This is a genomic window from Mycobacterium sp. E3198, assembly GCF_001667015.1.
Lineage (GTDB): Bacteria > Actinomycetota > Actinomycetes > Mycobacteriales > Mycobacteriaceae > Mycobacterium.
Genome location: NZ_LZIS01000116.1, coordinates 53,242 through 70,576, shown reverse-complemented (window position 1 = coordinate 70,576; position 17,335 = coordinate 53,242). Strand labels below are relative to the sequence as shown.

Annotated in this window: 16 protein-coding genes and 1 pseudogene; 9 read left to right on the top strand and 8 right to left on the bottom strand. The window is 70.3% G+C overall.

The window, feature by feature from the left end; translation table 11 throughout:
• Positions 1-12: 12 nt before the first annotated feature.
• Complete coding sequence (gene tkt, locus A5673_RS13495; RefSeq protein ID WP_068232732.1) at positions 13-2,103, bottom strand: transketolase; 2,091 nt, start codon at positions 2,101-2,103, stop codon at positions 13-15.
• Positions 2,104-2,359: 256 nt separating this feature from the next.
• On the opposite strand from tkt, the gene A5673_RS13490 reads away from it, so the two are divergent.
• Complete coding sequence (locus A5673_RS13490) at positions 2,360-3,289, top strand: heme o synthase (protein ID WP_068232729.1); 930 nt, start codon at positions 2,360-2,362, stop codon at positions 3,287-3,289.
• Between the two features lie 3 nt (positions 3,290-3,292).
• On the opposite strand, the gene A5673_RS13485 is transcribed toward A5673_RS13490, so the two are convergent.
• Positions 3,293-4,267 (bottom strand): quinone oxidoreductase, encoded by a 975-nt coding sequence (locus A5673_RS13485; RefSeq protein WP_068232721.1) that lies wholly within the window; start codon positions 4,265-4,267, stop codon positions 3,293-3,295.
• Between the two features lie 19 nt (positions 4,268-4,286).
• Between A5673_RS13485 and A5673_RS13480 the strand changes: the two genes are divergently transcribed.
• Positions 4,287-4,937, top strand: a complete 651-nt coding sequence (locus A5673_RS13480) for a hypothetical protein (RefSeq protein WP_068232719.1) — start codon at positions 4,287-4,289, stop codon at positions 4,935-4,937.
• Here A5673_RS13480 and A5673_RS13475 read toward each other — a convergent pair.
• From A5673_RS13475 to mptB, 4 genes are all read right to left on the bottom strand, one after another.
• Positions 4,887-5,831 carry a heme A synthase gene (locus tag A5673_RS13475; protein ID WP_369806480.1) on the bottom strand — a complete coding sequence of 315 codons (945 nt, stop codon included), beginning with the start codon at positions 5,829-5,831 and terminating at the stop codon, positions 4,887-4,889. The genes A5673_RS13480 and A5673_RS13475 overlap by 51 nt on opposite strands.
• 115 nt (positions 5,832-5,946) lie before the next feature.
• On the bottom strand, positions 5,947-6,657 hold the full coding sequence (locus A5673_RS13470) for an ABC transporter permease (protein WP_231971084.1): 711 nt from the start codon (positions 6,655-6,657) through the stop codon (positions 5,947-5,949).
• A gap of 62 nt (positions 6,658-6,719) precedes the next feature.
• The gene (locus A5673_RS13465; protein ID WP_156748170.1) at positions 6,720-7,673 is read right to left on the bottom strand and encodes an ABC transporter ATP-binding protein; all 954 of its coding nucleotides are present in this window, start codon (positions 7,671-7,673) and stop codon (positions 6,720-6,722) included.
• Complete coding sequence (mptB, locus tag A5673_RS13460) at positions 7,670-9,370, bottom strand: polyprenol phosphomannose-dependent alpha 1,6 mannosyltransferase MptB (RefSeq protein ID WP_068232713.1); 1,701 nt, start codon at positions 9,368-9,370, stop codon at positions 7,670-7,672. The genes A5673_RS13465 and mptB overlap by 4 nt, the downstream gene beginning before the upstream one ends.
• Positions 9,371-9,426: 56 nt before the next feature.
• Between mptB and A5673_RS13455 the strand changes: the two genes are divergently transcribed.
• The 7 genes and pseudogenes from A5673_RS13455 (at position 9,427) to A5673_RS13425 (ending at position 15,717) form a co-directional block, all read left to right on the top strand.
• Complete coding sequence (locus A5673_RS13455; RefSeq protein WP_082958716.1) at positions 9,427-10,230, top strand: metalloregulator ArsR/SmtB family transcription factor; 804 nt, start codon at positions 9,427-9,429, stop codon at positions 10,228-10,230.
• Complete coding sequence (sufB, locus tag A5673_RS13450) at positions 10,227-11,669, top strand: Fe-S cluster assembly protein SufB (protein WP_068232707.1); 1,443 nt, start codon at positions 10,227-10,229, stop codon at positions 11,667-11,669. Before A5673_RS13455 ends, sufB begins: the two co-directional genes overlap by 4 nt.
• Positions 11,666-12,820: a Fe-S cluster assembly protein SufD gene (gene sufD / locus A5673_RS13445; RefSeq protein WP_068232703.1), complete on the top strand. Its 1,155-nt coding sequence runs from the start codon at positions 11,666-11,668 to the stop codon at positions 12,818-12,820. The genes sufB and sufD overlap by 4 nt, the downstream gene beginning before the upstream one ends.
• A complete protein-coding gene (gene sufC, locus A5673_RS13440) occupies positions 12,817-13,617 on the top strand; it encodes a Fe-S cluster assembly ATPase SufC (RefSeq protein WP_068232700.1) in 801 nt (266 codons plus the stop codon). The genes sufD and sufC overlap by 4 nt, the downstream gene beginning before the upstream one ends.
• 2 nt (positions 13,618-13,619) lie before the next feature.
• On the top strand, positions 13,620-14,909 hold the full coding sequence (locus A5673_RS13435; RefSeq protein ID WP_068232697.1) for a cysteine desulfurase: 1,290 nt from the start codon (positions 13,620-13,622) through the stop codon (positions 14,907-14,909).
• Positions 14,906-15,392 (top strand): annotated as a pseudogene (gene sufU, locus A5673_RS13430) (Fe-S cluster assembly sulfur transfer protein SufU); the annotation flags it as partial. The gene A5673_RS13435 and the pseudogene sufU, both read left to right, overlap by 4 nt.
• Complete coding sequence (locus A5673_RS13425) at positions 15,370-15,717, top strand: metal-sulfur cluster assembly factor (RefSeq protein ID WP_068232694.1); 348 nt, start codon at positions 15,370-15,372, stop codon at positions 15,715-15,717. The pseudogene sufU and the gene A5673_RS13425, both read left to right, overlap by 23 nt.
• 21 nt (positions 15,718-15,738) lie before the next feature.
• Here A5673_RS13425 and A5673_RS13420 read toward each other — a convergent pair whose 3' ends face one another.
• Positions 15,739-16,479: a DUF5666 domain-containing protein gene (locus tag A5673_RS13420; protein WP_068232692.1), complete on the bottom strand. Its 741-nt coding sequence runs from the start codon at positions 16,477-16,479 to the stop codon at positions 15,739-15,741.
• A 33-nt stretch (positions 16,480-16,512) separates the two neighbouring features.
• A complete protein-coding gene (locus A5673_RS13415) occupies positions 16,513-17,301 on the bottom strand; it encodes a DUF5666 domain-containing protein (protein ID WP_231971078.1) in 789 nt (262 codons plus the stop codon).
• Positions 17,302-17,335 lie beyond the last annotated feature (34 nt).

Here is a 17,335-nt window from a genome sequence, read left to right as displayed (position 1 = left end):
AATCACCCTTTCTCAGTTGTCGACTACCTGCTCCGCGGCCGCCGCGACGGCTTCGGCGGTGAAGCCGAACTCACGGAACAAAGTCTTGTAGTCGGCGGATTCGCCGTAGTGCTCGATCGACACGATCCGGCCCGTATCGCCGACCAGCTTGTGCCAGGGCTGCGCGACCCCGGCCTCGACGGCCACCCGCGCCGACACCGACGGGGGCAGCACGCTGTCCCGGTATTCCTCGGACTGGGACTCGAACCACTCCACGCACGGCATCGACACCACACGGGCGACGATGTCTCTGTCCGCCAACAAATTTCGTGCCTCGACGGCGAGCTGCACCTCGGAGCCCGTGGCGATCAAAACCACGTCGGGCTCGTCGCCGCCGTCGTCGCCGAGGACGTAGCCGCCGCGCCCGACGCCCTCGAAGTCGGTGCCCTCCAGCACCGGCACGCCCTGGCGGGTCAGGATCAGGCCGACCGGGCCGCTGCCGTTGCCGCGGGCCAGGATCGTGCGCCAGGCATACGCCGTCTCGTTGGCGTCGGCCGGGCGCACCACCGACAGGTTGGGGATGGCGCGCAGCGCCGCCAGATGCTCGATGGGCTGATGCGTCGGGCCGTCCTCGCCCAGCCCAATCGAGTCGTGCGTCCACACGTAGATCGTGTCGATGTCCATCAGCGACGCCAGCCGCACCGCCGGGCGCATGTAGTCGGAGAACTGCAGGAACGTGCCGCCGTAGGCGCGGGTCGGGCCGTGCAGCACGATGCCGGACAGGATGGCGCCCATCGCGTGCTCGCGCACGCCGAAGTGCAGCGTGCGACCGTACCAGTCGGCCGTGTAGTCCTTCGTCGAAATCGAGGGCGGGCCAAACGATTTCACGTTGTCCATGGTGGTGTTGTTGCTGCCCGCCAGGTCGGCCGAGCCGCCCCACAGCTCCGGCAGTTTCGGCCCCACCGCGTTGAGCACCTTGCCGGACGCCGCGCGGGTGGCCAGCGGCTTGTCGTCCGTTGTCCAGACGGGGACGTCCGCGTCCCAGCCGTCGGGCAGCTGCTCGGCGGTCAGCCGGTCCAGCAGCGCCTTGCGCTCGGGCTCGCGTTGCGCCCACGCGTCGAACTCGGGCTGCCACTTCTCGTGGGCTTCCCTGCCCCGGTCCACCAGCTTGCGGGTGTGGGCGAGCACCTCGTCGCGCACCTCGAAGTTCTTGTCGGGATCGAAGCCCAGGATCTTCTTGACGGCCGCGACCTCCTCGTCGCCGAGGGCCGCGCCGTGCGCCTTGCCGGTGTTCATCAGCTTGGGCGCCGGGTAGCCGATGATGGTGCGCAGCTCGATGAACGACGGCCGGTCGGTGACGGCCTTGGCGTTGGCGATGGCCTCCTCGATGCCGACGACGTTCTCGCCGCCCTCCACCCGCTGCACGTGCCAGCCGTAGGCCTCGTAGCGCGCCGCGGTGTCCTCGCACAGCGCGATGTTGGTGTCGTCCTCGATCGAGATCTGGTTGTGGTCGTAGAAGACGATGAGGTTGCCGAGCTGCTGCACGGCCGCCAGCGACGAGGCCTCGGACGTCACGCCCTCCTCGATGTCCCCGTCGGAGGCGATCACGAAGATGAAGTGGTCGAACGGGCTGGTGCCCGGCTCGGCGTCCGGGTCGAACAGCCCCCGCTCGTAGCGCGACGCCATCGCCATCCCGACCGACGAGGCGAGGCCCTGGCCGAGCGGGCCGGTGGTGATCTCGACGCCCTTGGTGTGCCGGAACTCCGGGTGCCCGGGCGTCTTGGATCCCCAGGTGCGCAGCGACTCGATGTCGGACAGCTCCAGGCCGAACCCGCCGAGATACAGCTGCAGATACAGTGTCAGGCTGCTGTGCCCGGCCGACAGCACGAACCGGTCGCGGCCCAGCCAGTACGTGTCGCTGGGGTCGTGGCGCATGGTGCGCTGAAACAGGGTGTAGGCCAGCGGCGCCAGGCTCATCGCCGTCCCGGGGTGGCCGTTGCCCACTTTTTGGACCGCGTCGGCGGCGAGCACCCGGATCGTGTCGACCGCAGCCGAATCGATCTCGGTCCAGTCGTCGGGCAGGTGCGGATGGGTCAGCGTGGAGATCTCTTCGAGTGTGGTCACAGCCTCTGTCCTTGGGTCATCAAGCTGATATTGCTCACCCTAATGCGGGAGTGCCGGCTCTTGCAGTGCAGAGTTTCGGGTACCCAACGCCGGCCACGGTGAAAATTACGCGCCGACGCCTCAACCCTCGCAATCAGTCCGGCAATGCGGGCAAAATTCACCCGATGGGACCCTGAGGGCGGGCCACCGTCCCCACGCGGTCTACCATCGTGCGTAGTAGATGCTGCGCGCTGCTGCGACCCCGAGGAGTTATTGCGTGAGCGTTCGCGGGCGCGTCGCGCCGAGTCGAGAGGCACCGAGCCGGGTACCGGGCACGGTCTTGGCGTACCTGGCGCTCACCAAGCCGCGGGTCATCGAACTGCTGCTCGTCACCGCGATACCCGCGATGCTGCTGGCCCACCGCGGCACCGTGAACCCGCTGCTGATCCTCAACACGCTGATCGGCGGGATGCTGGCGGCCGGTGGCGCCAACACGCTCAACTGCGTGGCCGACGCCGACATCGACAAGGTGATGAAGCGCACGGCGCGCAGGCCGCTGGCGCGGGCCGCCGTGCCGACGCGCAACGCCCTGGTCTTCGGGCTGGTGCTCACCGCGGCGTCCTTCGTCTGGCTCTGGTGGACGACCAACCTGCTGTCCGGGCTGCTGGCCATGGCGACCGTCGCGTTCTACGTGTTCGTCTACACGCTGTTCCTCAAGCGCCGCACGTCGCAGAACGTGGTGTGGGGCGGGGCGGCCGGGTGCATGCCGGTGATGATCGGCTGGTCGGCCGTCACCGGCACCATCGGCTGGCCGGCGCTGGTGATGTTCGCGATCATCTTCTTCTGGACGCCGCCGCACACCTGGGCCCTGGCCATGCGCTACAAGGACGACTACAAGGCGGCCGGCGTGCCGATGCTGCCCGCCGTGGCCACCGAGCGTCAGGTCACCAAGCAGATCCTGATCTACACCTGGCTGACCGTGCTGGCGACGCTGGCGCTGGCGCTGGCCACCGGCTGGCTGTACGCGGCGGTCGCCGTGCTGGCCGGCGTGTGGTTCCTGGCCATGGCCCACCAGCTGTACGCCGGCGTGCGGGCCGGCGAGCCGGTCAAGCCGTTGCGGCTGTTCCTGCAGTCGAACAACTACCTGGCCGTGGTGTTCTGCGCGCTGGCGCTCGATTCCGTCGTCGCGCTGCCGACGCTGCTGTAGCCCTTAGGGCAGCAGCACGATTGAGCCCGTGGTCTTGCGGCCCTGCAGGTCCTGGTGTGCGCGCGCCGCGTCGGCCAGCGGGTAGCGCCCGCCGACCTCGATGGTGATGGCGCCGCCGTCGATCGCCTCGAACAGTTCGCCCGCACGCCACTGGAACTCGTCGCCGGTGCGGATGAAGTGCACCAGCGACGGCCGGGTCAGGAACACCGATCCGGCGGCGTTGAGGCGCTGCGGATCGAAGGGCGGGACGGGCCCGCTGGCCGCGCCGAACAGCGCCAGGGTGCCGCGCACGGCCAGGCTGGCCAGGCTGGCGTCGAACGTGGTCTTGCCCACACCGTCGTACACCGCCGCCACCCCGGCGCCGCCGGTCAGCTCGCGGATCCGCCGGCCGAATTCGGCGGCGTCGTCGGGATAGGGGAGCACCTCGTCGGCGCCGGCCTGCCGCGACATCCGCTCCTTCTCCGGCGTGGACACCGTCGTGATCACCCGGACGCCAAGGCTTTTCGCCCACTGCGTCAGGATCAGCCCGACGCCGCCGGCGCCGGCATGCACCAGCACGGTTTCGCCGTCCCGCACCGGATACACCGACTTCAGCAGGTAGTGCGCGGTCAGGCCCTTCAGCATCACCGACGCCGCCACGTCGGACGCGACGTGATCGGGCACCTTGGCCGTCAATGACGCTGGCGCAGTGGCGAATTCGGCGTAACCACCGGACGCCGCGGCGGTGCCCACCCGATCGCCGACGCCGAATCCGTCGACTCCGTCGCCCGTGGCGACGACGGTTCCGGACGTCTCCTGGCCGAGGATGAACGGCAGCTGCCGCGGATACTGCCCGGAGCGGAAATAGGTGTCGATGTAGTTGACGCCGATCGCCTCGGCCTTGATCAGGACCTCGCCGGGACCGGGCTTGGGGTCGGGGACGTCGACGTAGCGCAGGACTTCGGGGCCGCCGGTTTCGCTGATTTCGATTGCGTGCATAGCGATATCATGCCCGGGCATGAAGCTGGCCCGACCGGACGTCTTCCATCCGCGGATCGTGCTGGCGGGCGGGCCGCGACACCCGGACGACGCGGGGCTGGTGCCCGCGCTGCGCAAGCGCGGGCTGCACGCCCGCTGGCTGCCGTGGCACGACCCGGACACCGCGGGCGCCGACCTCGTCATCCTGCGCGCCGTCCCGGACGCCGCCGAGCGCCGCGAGGAATTCCTGGGCTGGGTCCGCCGGGTGCGCCACCTGCTCAACCCGCCCGACGCCGTCGCGTGGAACCTCGGCGAGCGGTACCTGCGCGACCTGGAGGACGACGGGGTGCCGACGGCGCCGGGCCGAACGGCGCAGGCGGCCTTGATCTTTGTCGGCGGCACGCAATCGCACGCCTGGCCGAGCGAGCCGGAGTTTGAGGCGTGGGATCTGGGTTACGCCGCGATCGCGTCGGCCGCCGCGCGCGCCGGGATCGGCGTCCGCGAATTGCTGTACGCGCGCGCCGACGTGGCGGGGGACCGGCTGGTGGGCCTCGACCTCGTCGCGCCGCCGCTGGGGTGGTCGCGCCTGGACCCGGCCACCCGCGAGCGGGCCCAGCGCGACTTCGCGCTGGCCGTGGAATCAGCCTGCGAGCGCCTCGGCCTGGGCCCGTTCTCGCATCGAGGCCCATAGGGCCGCGGTGGCCGCCGTGCAGGCCGCCGCGCCGGCGACGTGCACCGCGACCAGCGCGGCGGGCACCCCGGTGAAGTACTGCGCGGTGCCGACGGCGGCCTGCGCGCACACCAGGGCGACGAGCACGCCGAGCCGCAGCCGGATGGACCGGGCGGCGTCCACCGCCAGCAGCCCGAAGCCCAACCCGACCAGCAGCGCCAGGTAGGCGACCAGCAGCGACGAGTGCGCGTGCACCAGGGTGGTGATCTCGACCTCGAGCCGCGGCACGGTGCGGCTCGGGCTGCGGTCACCGGCGTGCGGGCCGGCCGCCGTGACCAGCGTGCCGGTGACCAGCACGGCCGCCAGGTTCACGGCGCTCAGCGCGGTGAGCGCGCGCAGCGGCCGCGCCACCCGGTTGCGGACCACCCCGTCGTCGGGCTCGCCGACCTTGACGTAGAGCAGCACCGACAGCCACACCATCGTCATCGACGTCAGCAGGTGGATGGCCACGGTCCACCACAGCAGCCCGGTGCGCACCGTGATGCCGCCGATCACCGCCTGCACGACCGTGGACACCGGCATCAGCCACGCGTAGACCAGGACCTCGCGGCGCCGGCGCGCCCGGGTGACGGCGAGCACGGCCAGCGCCGCGGCGATCACCACCGCGAAGGTGACCATCCGGTTGCCGAATTCCACGGCCTGATGGATCCGCGGCACCTCGGCGTGGGCCACCGGCGTGAAGCTGCCCGGGAAGCACTGCGGCCACGTCGGGCACCCCAGGCCCGAGGCGGTGACGCGCACGATGGCGCCCGTGACGGCGATGCCGCCCTGGGTGAGGATGACGAGCGCGGCGACGGCCCGCTGGGCGCGCAGGCTGGGGTCGGGCAGCAGGTCCAGCCACCGTCGCACGCGCACCGCCCGATCGTAGCGGCGACTACGCCCTGTAGTAGAAGCGGGCGTTGACTCTGCGCTGGCGGCGCGAGCTACTCGAACTTCTTCACCGTGGACGCAGACTCAATGAGCGAAGCCGTCAGGTGAAGCGGAACCAGCGCCGCGCGGCCAGCGCCGCCACCGCGCCCCACGCCGCCAGGACGACGACGCCGAACCAGTCCACCGACAGCGCCATCGCCTGCGACAGCGCCTCGGTCAGCGCGCCCGACGGGGTGAGCCGCGCCGCCCACTTGACCCCCGCGGGGATCATCCCGGATTCCAGGGTCAACGCGCCCAGCCCGGCGAACACGAACCACATCAGGTTGGCGACCGCGAGCACGATCTCGGCCCGCAGCGTCCCGCCCAGCAGCAGCCCGAGGGCCGCGAAGCCCGCGGTGCCCAGCGCGATGACGGCCGCGCCCAACACCAGCGCCGCCGGCGCCGGCCGCCAGCCGAGCGCGAAACCGATGGCGCCCAACAGGATTGCCTGCAGGAACACCACCGTCACGACGGCCAGCGACTTCCCGGCGATGATGCCCCACACCGGCAGCGGCGTGGCCCCGAGCCGTTTCAGCGCGCCGTAGCGGCGATCGAACGCGACCGCGATCGCCTGCCCGGTGAACGCCGTCGAAATCACCGCCAGCGCCATGATCGGCGGGACGAAGGTGGCGGCGCGGTTGTGCCCGAACGAGCCGAACGGCAGCAGCGTCAGCCCGACCAGCAGCGTGATCGGGATGAACATGGTGAGCAGCAGCTGCTCGCCGTTGCGCAGCAGCAGCTTGAGCTCCAGACCGTACTGCGCGGCCAGCATCCGGGGCACGGCGCTGGGACGCGGGTCGGGCGCGAAGGTCCCTGCCGGAAAGGCACTGTCGGTCAAGGCCGTAACTTCCTGCCGGTCAGGTCGAGGAACACGTCCTCGAGGCTGCGTTGCTCGACGCGCATGTCGGTGGCGAGCACGTCGATCCGCGCGCACCACGCCGTGACCGTCGCCAGCACCTGGGGATCGACCGGGCCCTCGACCAGGTACTCCCCGGGGGTCACCTCGGTGACCTTGTAGTCCTCCGGCAGCGCGGCGGCCAACAGGGAAAGTTCGAGCCGCGGCGGCGCGCTGAACCGCAACTGGTCTTTGGCGCCGGCGCGCATCAGCTCCGCCGGCGTGCCCGCGGCCACCGTCACGCCGTGGTCGATGATGACCAGCCGATCGGCGAGCTCCTCGGCCTCCTTGAGCTGATGGGTGGTCAGCACCACCGTCACGCCGTCGCGGCGCAGCGCGTCGATCAGATCCCAGACCAGTAGCCGCGCGTGAGCGTCCATGCCCGCCGTGGGCTCGTCGAGAAACACCAGCTCGGGGCGGCCGACCAGCGCACACGCCAGCGCGAGCCGTTGCTGCTGGCCGCCGGAGAGCCGCCGATACGTGGTGCGGGCCGCGTCGGTGAGGCCCAGCGTGTCCAGCAGCCACGCGGGATCCAGCGGGTCGGCGGCGTAGGAGGCCACCAGGCGGAGCATTTCGCCGGCGCGCGCCGCGGGATAGCCGCCGCCGCCCTGCAACATCACCCCGATGCGGGCTCGCAGCCGCGCGTTGTCGGCGATCGGGTCCAGGCCGAGGACCTCGATGGTGCCGGCGTCGGGGCGCACGAAGCCCTCGCACATCTCGACCGTGGTGGTCTTGCCGGCGCCGTTGGGGCCGAGCAGCGCCAGCACCTCGGCCGCGCGCACCTCCAGATCGAGGTTCGCGACGGCGTCGACGGCGGCAGCGCCGGACCCATATCGCTTGCTGACCCCGCGCAGCCGCACCACCGTGTCGGGCGTTTCGGGGAGCGGGCTCACGTGGAATCAGCGTAGGCGTCGGGCGCCGCCTCCGAACTGGGGGTCTCGGGAGCCGCCGGGGCCGACTGCGGGATGCCCGCCTGCCCGTTCGTTTCCGGGCGCGTCGGCGGGAGCTGGCGCCACGGCAGCCGGGTGTAGGTCACGGCGATCAGCGCCGCCACGATCAGGGTGCTGGCCAGAGTGGCATCCACGATCTGAAACAGCGCGAAGCGGTCGCCGTTGGCCGTTGGGCCGAAGATGCCCACGATGAGGGTGATGACGATCGCCGCCACCCGGAAGCCGGTGCGGGTCGCCCAGGCGGCCAGCGGGATGATCGCCCACAGTAGATACCAGGGCTGCACGACGGGAAACAGCAGCACGGTGATGCCCAGCGCGACGCCCAGGCCGCCGATCGGGTGCAACCGACCGCGGAAGACGGCCACCAGCAGCCAGGCCACCATCACCGTGATGATCAGCACGCCGATGGCGCGCGTGAGCCCCAGCACCGCGGTGGTGTGATCGCCAAGGCCCAGCAGGATCCCGACCTGCCCGGTCCCGAGCGCCAGCAGCGTCGGCGGCGACATCCAGCTGCGGACCACGTTGGCGGTGCCCAGCGTGTAGATCCAGCCGAACCCGAGCCCGCTGGCCCAGCCGACGAGGGCCATCACCGCCAGCGCCAGCGCCGTCATCGCGCCGCCGGCCAGCAGCAGTGCCCGCACGGTGCCGCCGCAGCGGTAGGCCAGCGCCACCGTCACGAACCCCAGCGCCAGCAGCGACGGCAGCTTCACCTGCGACGACAGCGTGATCAGGATCGCGCCCGCGAGCAGCATCCCCAGCGGTTCCCAATCCGGGCCCGGCCGCCACGACGCGGGCCGCAGCCGCGGAGAGTCGATGCCGCGCAGCGCGAACTCGGCGCCGGCCAGCATCAGCCCGAGCATCAGCGCCTCGTTGTGCACGCCGGCGACCAGATGCATGATCAGCAGCGGGTTGGCCGCGCCCAGCCACAGGGCGCTGACCTCGGCGACGCCGCAGCGGCGGGCCAGCCGCGGGGTGGCCCACACGATCAGCCCGACGCCGGCCAGCACCACCACCCGGTGGCAGAGCACCGCGGCGACGATGTTCTCCCCGGTCAGCGACGAGATCCCGCGCCCGATCCACAGGAACAACGGGCCGTAGGGGGCCGGCGTCTCGCGCCACAGGGTCGGGACCGACAGCGTGAACACGTGACCGAGACCCAGCCCGGACGCCGGGCCCACCTTGTAGGGGTCGAGCCCCTCCAGCGAGATCTGGCTCTGCGCCAGGTAGGAGTAGACGTCCTTGCTGTACATCGGCGGCGCTATCAGCAGCGGCAGCGTCCACAGCAGCAGGGTGCGGTCCAGGTCGCCGCGCGACATCCGCCGGTTGCCCAGCGCGAACCGCCCGAGCATCAACCAGGCGAGCGCCATCATCACGGCCCCGGTGGTCGTCATGGTCAGTGACACGGTCTGGATGCGCGACGGCAGGTTGAGCAGCCGGACCCCGAACGTGGGGTCCTGGACGACGGGCCGCGCCCCGGCGCCCAGCGCGCCGATCGCCATCAGGACCGTGCCGGTCGCGCCGAACAGGCGGGTGCGGCGCAGGACGGCGAGCTCGGTAGTGTTCAGCGGCGGACCGACCGCTTGCTCGTCGCCGTGCAGGCTGGCGATCGACGAGCTCAGCGTGTGGTGGCGCGCTGCCATCAGAGCAGCGTAGCCGTCGCCATCTGTGACCAGCGCAACGTGCGGACAGGGGACCCGTGGTGGACCGATCCCCGGAATTGCGTCACACTGGTGTTGTGAAAATCCGAACCGGCCTCTCCGAGGTCCCTGAGGCCACCGCCGTCGGCGCGGCGGTCGCGGATGGTCACACCCGGCGCGCCATCGTTCGCCTGCTGCTGGAATCCGGGTCGATCACCGCCGTCGAGATCGGCGAGCGGCTGGGCCTGGCGCCCGCCGGTGTGCGGCGGCACCTGGACGCGCTGATCGAGGCGGGCGACGCCGAGTCGGTGGCCGCCGAGGCGTGGCAGCAGGTGGGCCGCGGGCGCCCGGCCAAGCGCTTCCGGCTGACCGCGGCCGGCCGGGCCAAGCTCGACCACGCCTACGACGACCTGGCCGCGGCGGCCATGCGGCAGCTGCGCGAGATCGGTGGCGAGGACGCCGTCCGCACCTTTGCGCGGCGGCGCATCGACGCGATTTTGGCCGGCGTCGAGGCGGCCGACAGCACCGACGACGTCGCGGTTGAGGAGGCCGCCGCGCGGGTCGCCGGCGCGCTCACCAAGGCCGGCTACGTCGCGACCACGACCCGGGTGGGCGGGCCGATCCACGGGGTGCAGATCTGCCAGCACCACTGCCCGGTGTCCCACGTCGCCGAGGAATTCCCCGAGTTGTGCGAGGCCGAGCAGCAGGCGATGGCCGAGGTGCTCGGGACCCACGTGCAGCGGTTGGCGACGATCGTCAACGGAAACTGCGCCTGCACCACCCACGTGCCACTCACTGTTCCCGTCTCGAGGGCGCCCAGCCCGCGCCGCGAGACCACCAGCCACGAAGGAGCGTCGTTATGACCCTAGAGGCCGACAAGACCGCGGCCCTGCCGCTGACCCAGGAGGAGGCGATCGCCTCGCTGGGCCGGTACGGCTACGGCTGGGCGGACTCCGACGTCGCGGGCGCCAGCGCGCAGCGCGGGTTGTCCGAGGCGGTGGTCCGCGACATCTCGGCGAAGAAGAACGAGCCCGAGTGGATGCTGCAGACCCGGCTCAAGGCGCTGCGCATCTTCGAGCGCAAGCCGATGCCGAACTGGGGATCCAACCTCGAGGGCATCGACTTCGACAACATCAAGTACTTCGTGCGCTCCACCGAGAAGCAGGCCGCGACGTGGGACGACCTGCCGGAGGACATCCGCAACACCTACGACCGGCTGGGCATCCCGGAGGCCGAGAAGCAGCGCCTGGTTGCCGGCGTCGCGGCCCAGTACGAGTCCGAGGTGGTGTACCACCAGATCCGCGAAGACCTTGAGGCGCAAGGGGTTATCTTCCTCGACACCGACACCGGGCTGCGGGAGCATCCCGACGTCTTCAAGCAGTACTTCGGCACCGTCATCCCCGCGGGCGACAACAAGTTCTCCGCGCTGAACACCGCGGTGTGGAGCGGCGGCTCGTTCATCTATGTCCCGCCGGGCGTGCATGTCGACATCCCGCTGCAGGCCTACTTCCGGATCAACACCGAGAACATGGGGCAGTTCGAGCGGACGCTGATCATCGTCGACGAGGGCGCCTACGTTCACTACATCGAGGGCTGCACCGCCCCGATCTACAAGTCGGATTCGCTGCACTCGGCGGTGGTCGAGATCATCGTGAAGCCCGGTGGCCGTTGCCGTTACACGACGATCCAGAACTGGTCGGGCAACGTCTACAACCTGGTCACCAAGCGCGCCCGCGCCGAGGCCGGCGCCACCATGGAGTGGGTCGACGGCAACATCGGGTCCAAGGTCACCATGAAGTACCCGGCGGTCTGGATGACTGGTGAGCACGCCAAGGGCGAAGTCCTCTCGATCGCCTTCGCCGGCGAGGACCAGCACCAGGACACCGGCGCCAAGATGCTGCACCTGGCGCCGAACACGTCGAGCAACATCGTGTCCAAGTCGGTGGCGCGCGGCGGCGGGCGCACCTCCTATCGCGGTCTGGTGCAGGTGAACAAGGGCGCGCACGGCTCCCGCTCGAGCGTCAAATGCGATGCGCTGCTGGTCGATACGATCAGCCGCAGCGACACCTACCCGTACGTCGACATCCGCGAGGACGACGTCACGATGGGTCACGAGGCGACCGTGTCGAAGGTCAGCGAAAACCAGCTGTTCTATCTGATGAGCCGCGGCCTTACCGAGGACGAGGCCATGGCGATGGTGGTGCGCGGCTTCGTGGAGCCGATCGCCAAAGAGCTGCCGATGGAGTACGCGCTCGAGCTCAACCGGCTCATCGAGCTGCAGATGGAGGGCGCGGTCGGATGACCGCCGCGCTCAACAAAGGAGAGCTGTTCGCCTCCTTCGACGTCGACGCGTTCGAGGTTCCGCACGGCCGCGACGAGCTCTGGCGGTTCACCCCGCTGCGCCGGTTGCGCGGGCTGCACGACGGCTCCGCGCGGGCCAGCGGCAAGGCGGAGATCAGCGTCAGCGAGCAGCCGGGCCTGCGGGTCGAGACGGTGCGCCGCGGCGACGAGCGGCTCGGTCGCGGCGGTGCTCCCGCCGATCGCGTTGCCGCCCAGGCGTTTTCGTCGTTCAATTCGGCGACGCTGGTCACCGTGGGTCGCGACACGCGGATCGCCGATCCGGTCAACGTCAGCGTCACCGGGCCCGGCGAGGGCGCGGTGGCGTACGGGCACCTGCAGATCCGCGTCGAGGAGCTCGGCGAGGCGGTCGTCGTGATCGACCAGCGGGGCAGCGGAACCTACGCGGACAACGTCGAATTCGTCGTCGATGACGCCGCCCGGCTCACCGTCGTGTGGATCGCCGACTGGGCCGACGACATGGTGCACCTGTCCGCCCACCACGCGAGGCTCGGCAAGGACGCGGTGCTGCGCCACGTCGCCGTGACGCTCGGCGGCGAAATCGTGCGGATGTCGGCCAACGTGCGGTTCTCCGGTCCCGGCGGGGACGCCGAGCTGCTGGGCCTGTACTTCGCCGACGACGGCCAGCACCTCGAGTCGCGGCTGCTGGTGGACCACGCACAGCCCCACTGCAGGTCGAACGTGCTGTACAAGGGTGCGCTGCAAGGGGATCCGGACTCCGCGCTGCCCGACGCACACACCGTGTGGGTGGGGGACGTGCTGATCCGCGCCGACGCCACCGGCACCGACACCTTCGAGGTCAACCGCAACCTGGTGCTCACCGACGGCGCGCGCGCCGACTCGGTGCCGAACCTCGAGATCGAGACAGGCGAGATCGTCGGGGCCGGGCACGCCAGCGCCACCGGGCGTTTCGACGACGAGCAACTGTTCTACCTGCGCTCCCGCGGCATCCCGGAGGAACAGGCCCGGCGCCTGGTGATCCGCGGCTTCTTCGGCGAGATCATCGCCAAGATCGCGGTTCCGGAAGTGCGGGAACGCCTGACCGACGCCATCGAACACGAACTGGAACTCACGGAAAAGACAACAGCTTCATGACGACTCTGGAAATCAAGGACCTGCACGTCAGCGTCGACGCCGCCGAGGGGGAGCAGGAGATCCCGATCCTCAACGGCGTGGATTTGACCGTGAAATCCGGTGAGACGCACGCCCTGATGGGCCCCAACGGCTCCGGCAAGTCGACGCTGTCGTACGCCATCGCGGGTCATCCCAAGTACCGCGTGACGTCGGGTTCGATCACGCTGGACGGCGAGGACGTGCTGGCGATGAGCGTCGACGAGCGCGCGCGGGCCGGCATCTTCCTGGCCATGCAGTATCCCGTCGAGGTGCCCGGCGTTTCGGTGTCGAACTTCCTGCGCACGGCGGCCACCGCCGTCCGCGGCGAGGCCCCGAAGCTGCGCCACTGGGTCAAAGAGGTCAAGACGGCGATGGGCTCGCTCGACATCGACCCGGCGTTCGCCGAGCGCAGCGTCAACGAGGGATTCTCCGGCGGGGAGAAGAAGCGCCACGAGATCCTGCAGCTGGAACTGCTTCGGCCCAAGATCGCGATCCTCGACGAGACCGACTCCGGCTTGGACGTCGACGCGTTGCGGGTGGTCAGCGAGGGCGTGAACCGCTACGCCGAGTCCGGCTGGGACGATGGCACCGGCCAGCCGGTGCGTGGCGGCGTCCTGCTGATCACGCACTACACGCGCATCCTGCGCTACATCCACCCCGAGTACGTGCACGTGTTCGTCGGCGGCCGCATCGCCGAATCCGGTGGGCCGGAGCTGGCCGACGAACTCGAGCAGAACGGCTACGTGCGGTTCACCCAGTCGGCGGCCGCAGGGGCGTAGCCATGCTGGACGTCGCGGCGATCCGTGCCGACTTTCCGATCCTCAAGCGCGTGATGCGCGGCGGAAACCAGTTGGCGTACCTGGATTCCGGGGCGACATCACAGCGCCCGGTGCAGGTGCTCGACGCCGAGCGGGAATTCCTGCTCACCTCCAATGGCGGGGTGCACCGCGGCGCGCACCAGCTGATGGAGGAGGCCACCGACGCCTACGAGCAGGGCCGCGCCGACATCGCGGCCTTCGTCGGCGCCGAGCCCGACGAGCTGGTGTTCACCAAGAACGCCACCGAGGCGCTCAATCTGGTCTCATACGTGCTGGGGGACAATCGTTTCGAACGCGCCGTCGGGCCCGGTGACGTCATCGTCACCACCGAGCTCGAACACCACGCCAACCTGGTTCCGTGGCAGGAGCTCGCCCGGCGCACCGGGGCCACGTTGCGCTGGTACGGCGTCACGGACGACGGGCGCATCGATCTGGACTCACTGCAACTCGACGAGCGGGTCAAAGTCGTTGCCTTCAGCCATCATTCCAATGTCACCGGCGCGGTCGGCCCGGTGGCCGACTTGGTGACGCGCGCCAAGGAGGTGGGCGCCCTGACCGTGTTGGACGCCTGCCAGTCGGTGCCGCACCGGCCGGTCGACTTCCACGCGCTCGACGTCGACTTTGCGGCGTTCTCCGGGCACAAGATGTTGGGCCCCAACGGGATCGGCGTGCTGTACGGGCGCGGCGAGCTGCTGTCGGCCATGCCACCCTTTCTCACCGGCGGGTCGATGATCGAGACGGTGACCATGGAAGCCTCGACCTACGCGGCTCCGCCGCAGCGCTTCGAAGCGGGCACCCCGATGACGTCTCAGGTGGTCGGTCTGGCCGCGGCCGCGCGCTATCTCGGCGCCATCGGGATGGATGCCGCCGAACAACACGAGCGAAAACTGGTCGCCGCGACCATCGAGGGCCTGTCCGGCATCGACGGTGTGCGCATTCTCGGCCCGGCGTCGATGGCGGACCGTGGCTCGCCGGTGTCGTTCGTCGTCGACGGCGTGCACGCCCACGACGTCGGGCAGGTGCTCGACGACGACGGCGTCGCGGTGCGCGTCGGGCACCATTGCGCGCTGCCGCTGCACCGCCGGTTTCAGTTGGCGGCCACCGCGCGGGCGTCGTTCGCGGTGTACAACACCGCCGACGAGGTCGAACGTCTGGTGGCCGGCGTGCGACGCGCGGTGGATTTCTTCGTCGGCGACCGCAAGCGCGGCGAAGCCGGGCGCAGCGGGTCGCCGCCATGGGTCGGGAGAGGCTGACGTTGCGCCTCGAGCAGATCTATCAGGACGTGATCCTCGACCACTACAAGCACCCGCAGCACCGGGGGCTGCGGGAGCCGTTCGGTGCGCAGGTGTACCACGTCAACCCGGTGTGCGGCGACGAGATCACGCTGCGGGTCACATTGTCCGACGACGGCGAAACCGTCGCCGACGTCTCCTATGACGGGCAGGGCTGTTCGATCAGCCAGGCGTCGACGTCGGTGCTGACCCAGCAGGTGATCGGTCACAGCGTCGGTGAGGCGCTCAAGACCACGACCGCCTTCACCGAGATGGTGTCCTCGCGCGGCACCATCGAGGGCGACGAGGACGTGCTGGGCGACGGCGTCGCGTTCGCCGGGGTCGCGAAGTACCCCGCGCGGGTCAAGTGCGCGCTGCTCGGATGGATGGCGTTCAAGGACGCGCTGGCCCAGGCCAGCGCGAGCTTCGAGGAGGACCAGAAATGAGCGAAACCGCGGCACCGGGCGACGAGTTGCTCGCCGACCTGGAGGAGGCGATGCGCGACGTCGTCGACCCCGAACTGGGCATCAACGTCGTCGACCTGGGCCTGGTCTATGGCCTGAACGTCGAGGACGGCGACGAGGGAACCGTCGCGCTGATCGACATGACGCTGACCTCGGCGGCCTGCCCGCTGACCGACGTCATCGAAGACCAGTCGCGCAGCGCGCTGGTGGGCGCCGGCCTGGTCGACGACCTGCGGATCAACTGGGTGTGGAACCCGCCGTGGGGCCCCGACAAGATCACCGACGAGGGCCGCGAGCAGCTGCGCGCCCTCGGCTTCACCGTCTGAGGCAGGCGCCCCTTCGCCCTTCTAGATGTGGAAGGGGAGATGGGGCAGGTGCAGGTGGTGATGGTGGGGGCGCCCCATCGGCGGGCACGCCTGCAGGCTGATCGTCATCGCGTGCAGCACTCCGGCGTCCTGGGTGCCCTGAGCGCCCAGGCACGTGCCGTTCACAATGGCCTGGGAGCCCGACGGCGTCTGTTTCTGGTAGGACGTCGAGTTCGCGACCGTCACGGTGGTGGGCCTCGGTTGGGGACCGATGCCGCTGACGGCGATGGTGTTACCGGAGACCGAGCTGACCGTGCCGAAGAACCCCGCCGGCGGCGGGCACTTGCCGTCGACGGCTGAGGTGACCGTCACGGCCTGCGCGGTGATCGGAGCCCCCGTGGGCGAATTCTGCGGGGCGCCGCGCACGTTGACGCAACTGCCCGGGGTGACGTCGGCCAGCCGGGCCGGGCTGACCTGGACGATCCGCGTCGATGGCGAGAAGTCCACGGTGGCGGACCCCGTGCGCGTCCTCAGCCGGATCGTGCCGCCCGACACCGAGTCGACCAGGCCCTCGACGTAGTCCTTGGCCGCGGGCGGCGGCGGGGGAGCCGGCGGCGACGGCGCGCCCGGCGCGGGGCCGGGCGGCAGCGCCGTCACCGTCGGCTTGCCGCTATTGCTCGCGGTGCCGTCCGAGTGGCACATGGCGACGCTCAACGCGATGACGGCGATGACCCCGACAAGCGTGACCTGAGCCAGCCGAGGCTTGACGTTGCCGGCGGACATCGACGTGGCTCCGATCGTGCGTTGCGGACTCGATCACCCGCGCGGTTTGCCCGGGCACTTGCCGTCGACGGCCGCCCGCACGGTGATCGACGTCGCCTGCAGCGCTCCGGCGTTGTCCATGGTTCCGCGGGCCTTGACGCACTTGCCCTGGGCGACCGCGTCGGGAGTTGCGGTGGTCAGCTTGGTGTACGTGGTCTTCTCGTCGACTGTCACCGCGGTTTGCGTGGTGTTACCGCTGGCGTCGGTGCCCGCGACGCTGATGGTGTTCCCGGTCACCGACGCGACGGAGCCCCGCACCGGCTGCGCGTTCGCGGGCGCCGGCGAGGGGGAGCCGGAGGGGGCGGGTGAGCTGGAACCGGGGCCGGAAGCCGGTCCGGGCTCCTTGGGCTTCGGGCAGGTGCCGTTGACGGACGGGCTGACCCGGACCGACGCCGCGTTGACCGGTTGCTGCCCGCCCTGCGCTTCCTTGGTGGGCCGCACGGTGACGCAGCTGCCGGAGGTGACGTCACCCAGCGTGGCCGGGGAGACCTCGGTGATCTTGGTCGTGGCGGTGAAATTCACGGCGGCGTTGCTGTTGTCTTCCTTGGTGACCTGGATCGAGTTGCCCGCGACGGACGCGATCAGGCCGCTCACCTTGGCCTGGTTCTGGGCCGGCGCCTGCGACGTGGTCGTCGAGGTCACCGTCGACGTGGAGGTGGACGCCGACGTGGGAGCCGATTGGTTCGACGAACCGCACGCCGCGACGGACAGCGCGGCGGCGCCCGTCGCGGCCAGGACGGTGAACCGGGCGAGCCGGGGCGTGGGACAGCCTGCAGAAATCAACGTTTCCCCCATTCGTGAGTTGGACCACGAAAAG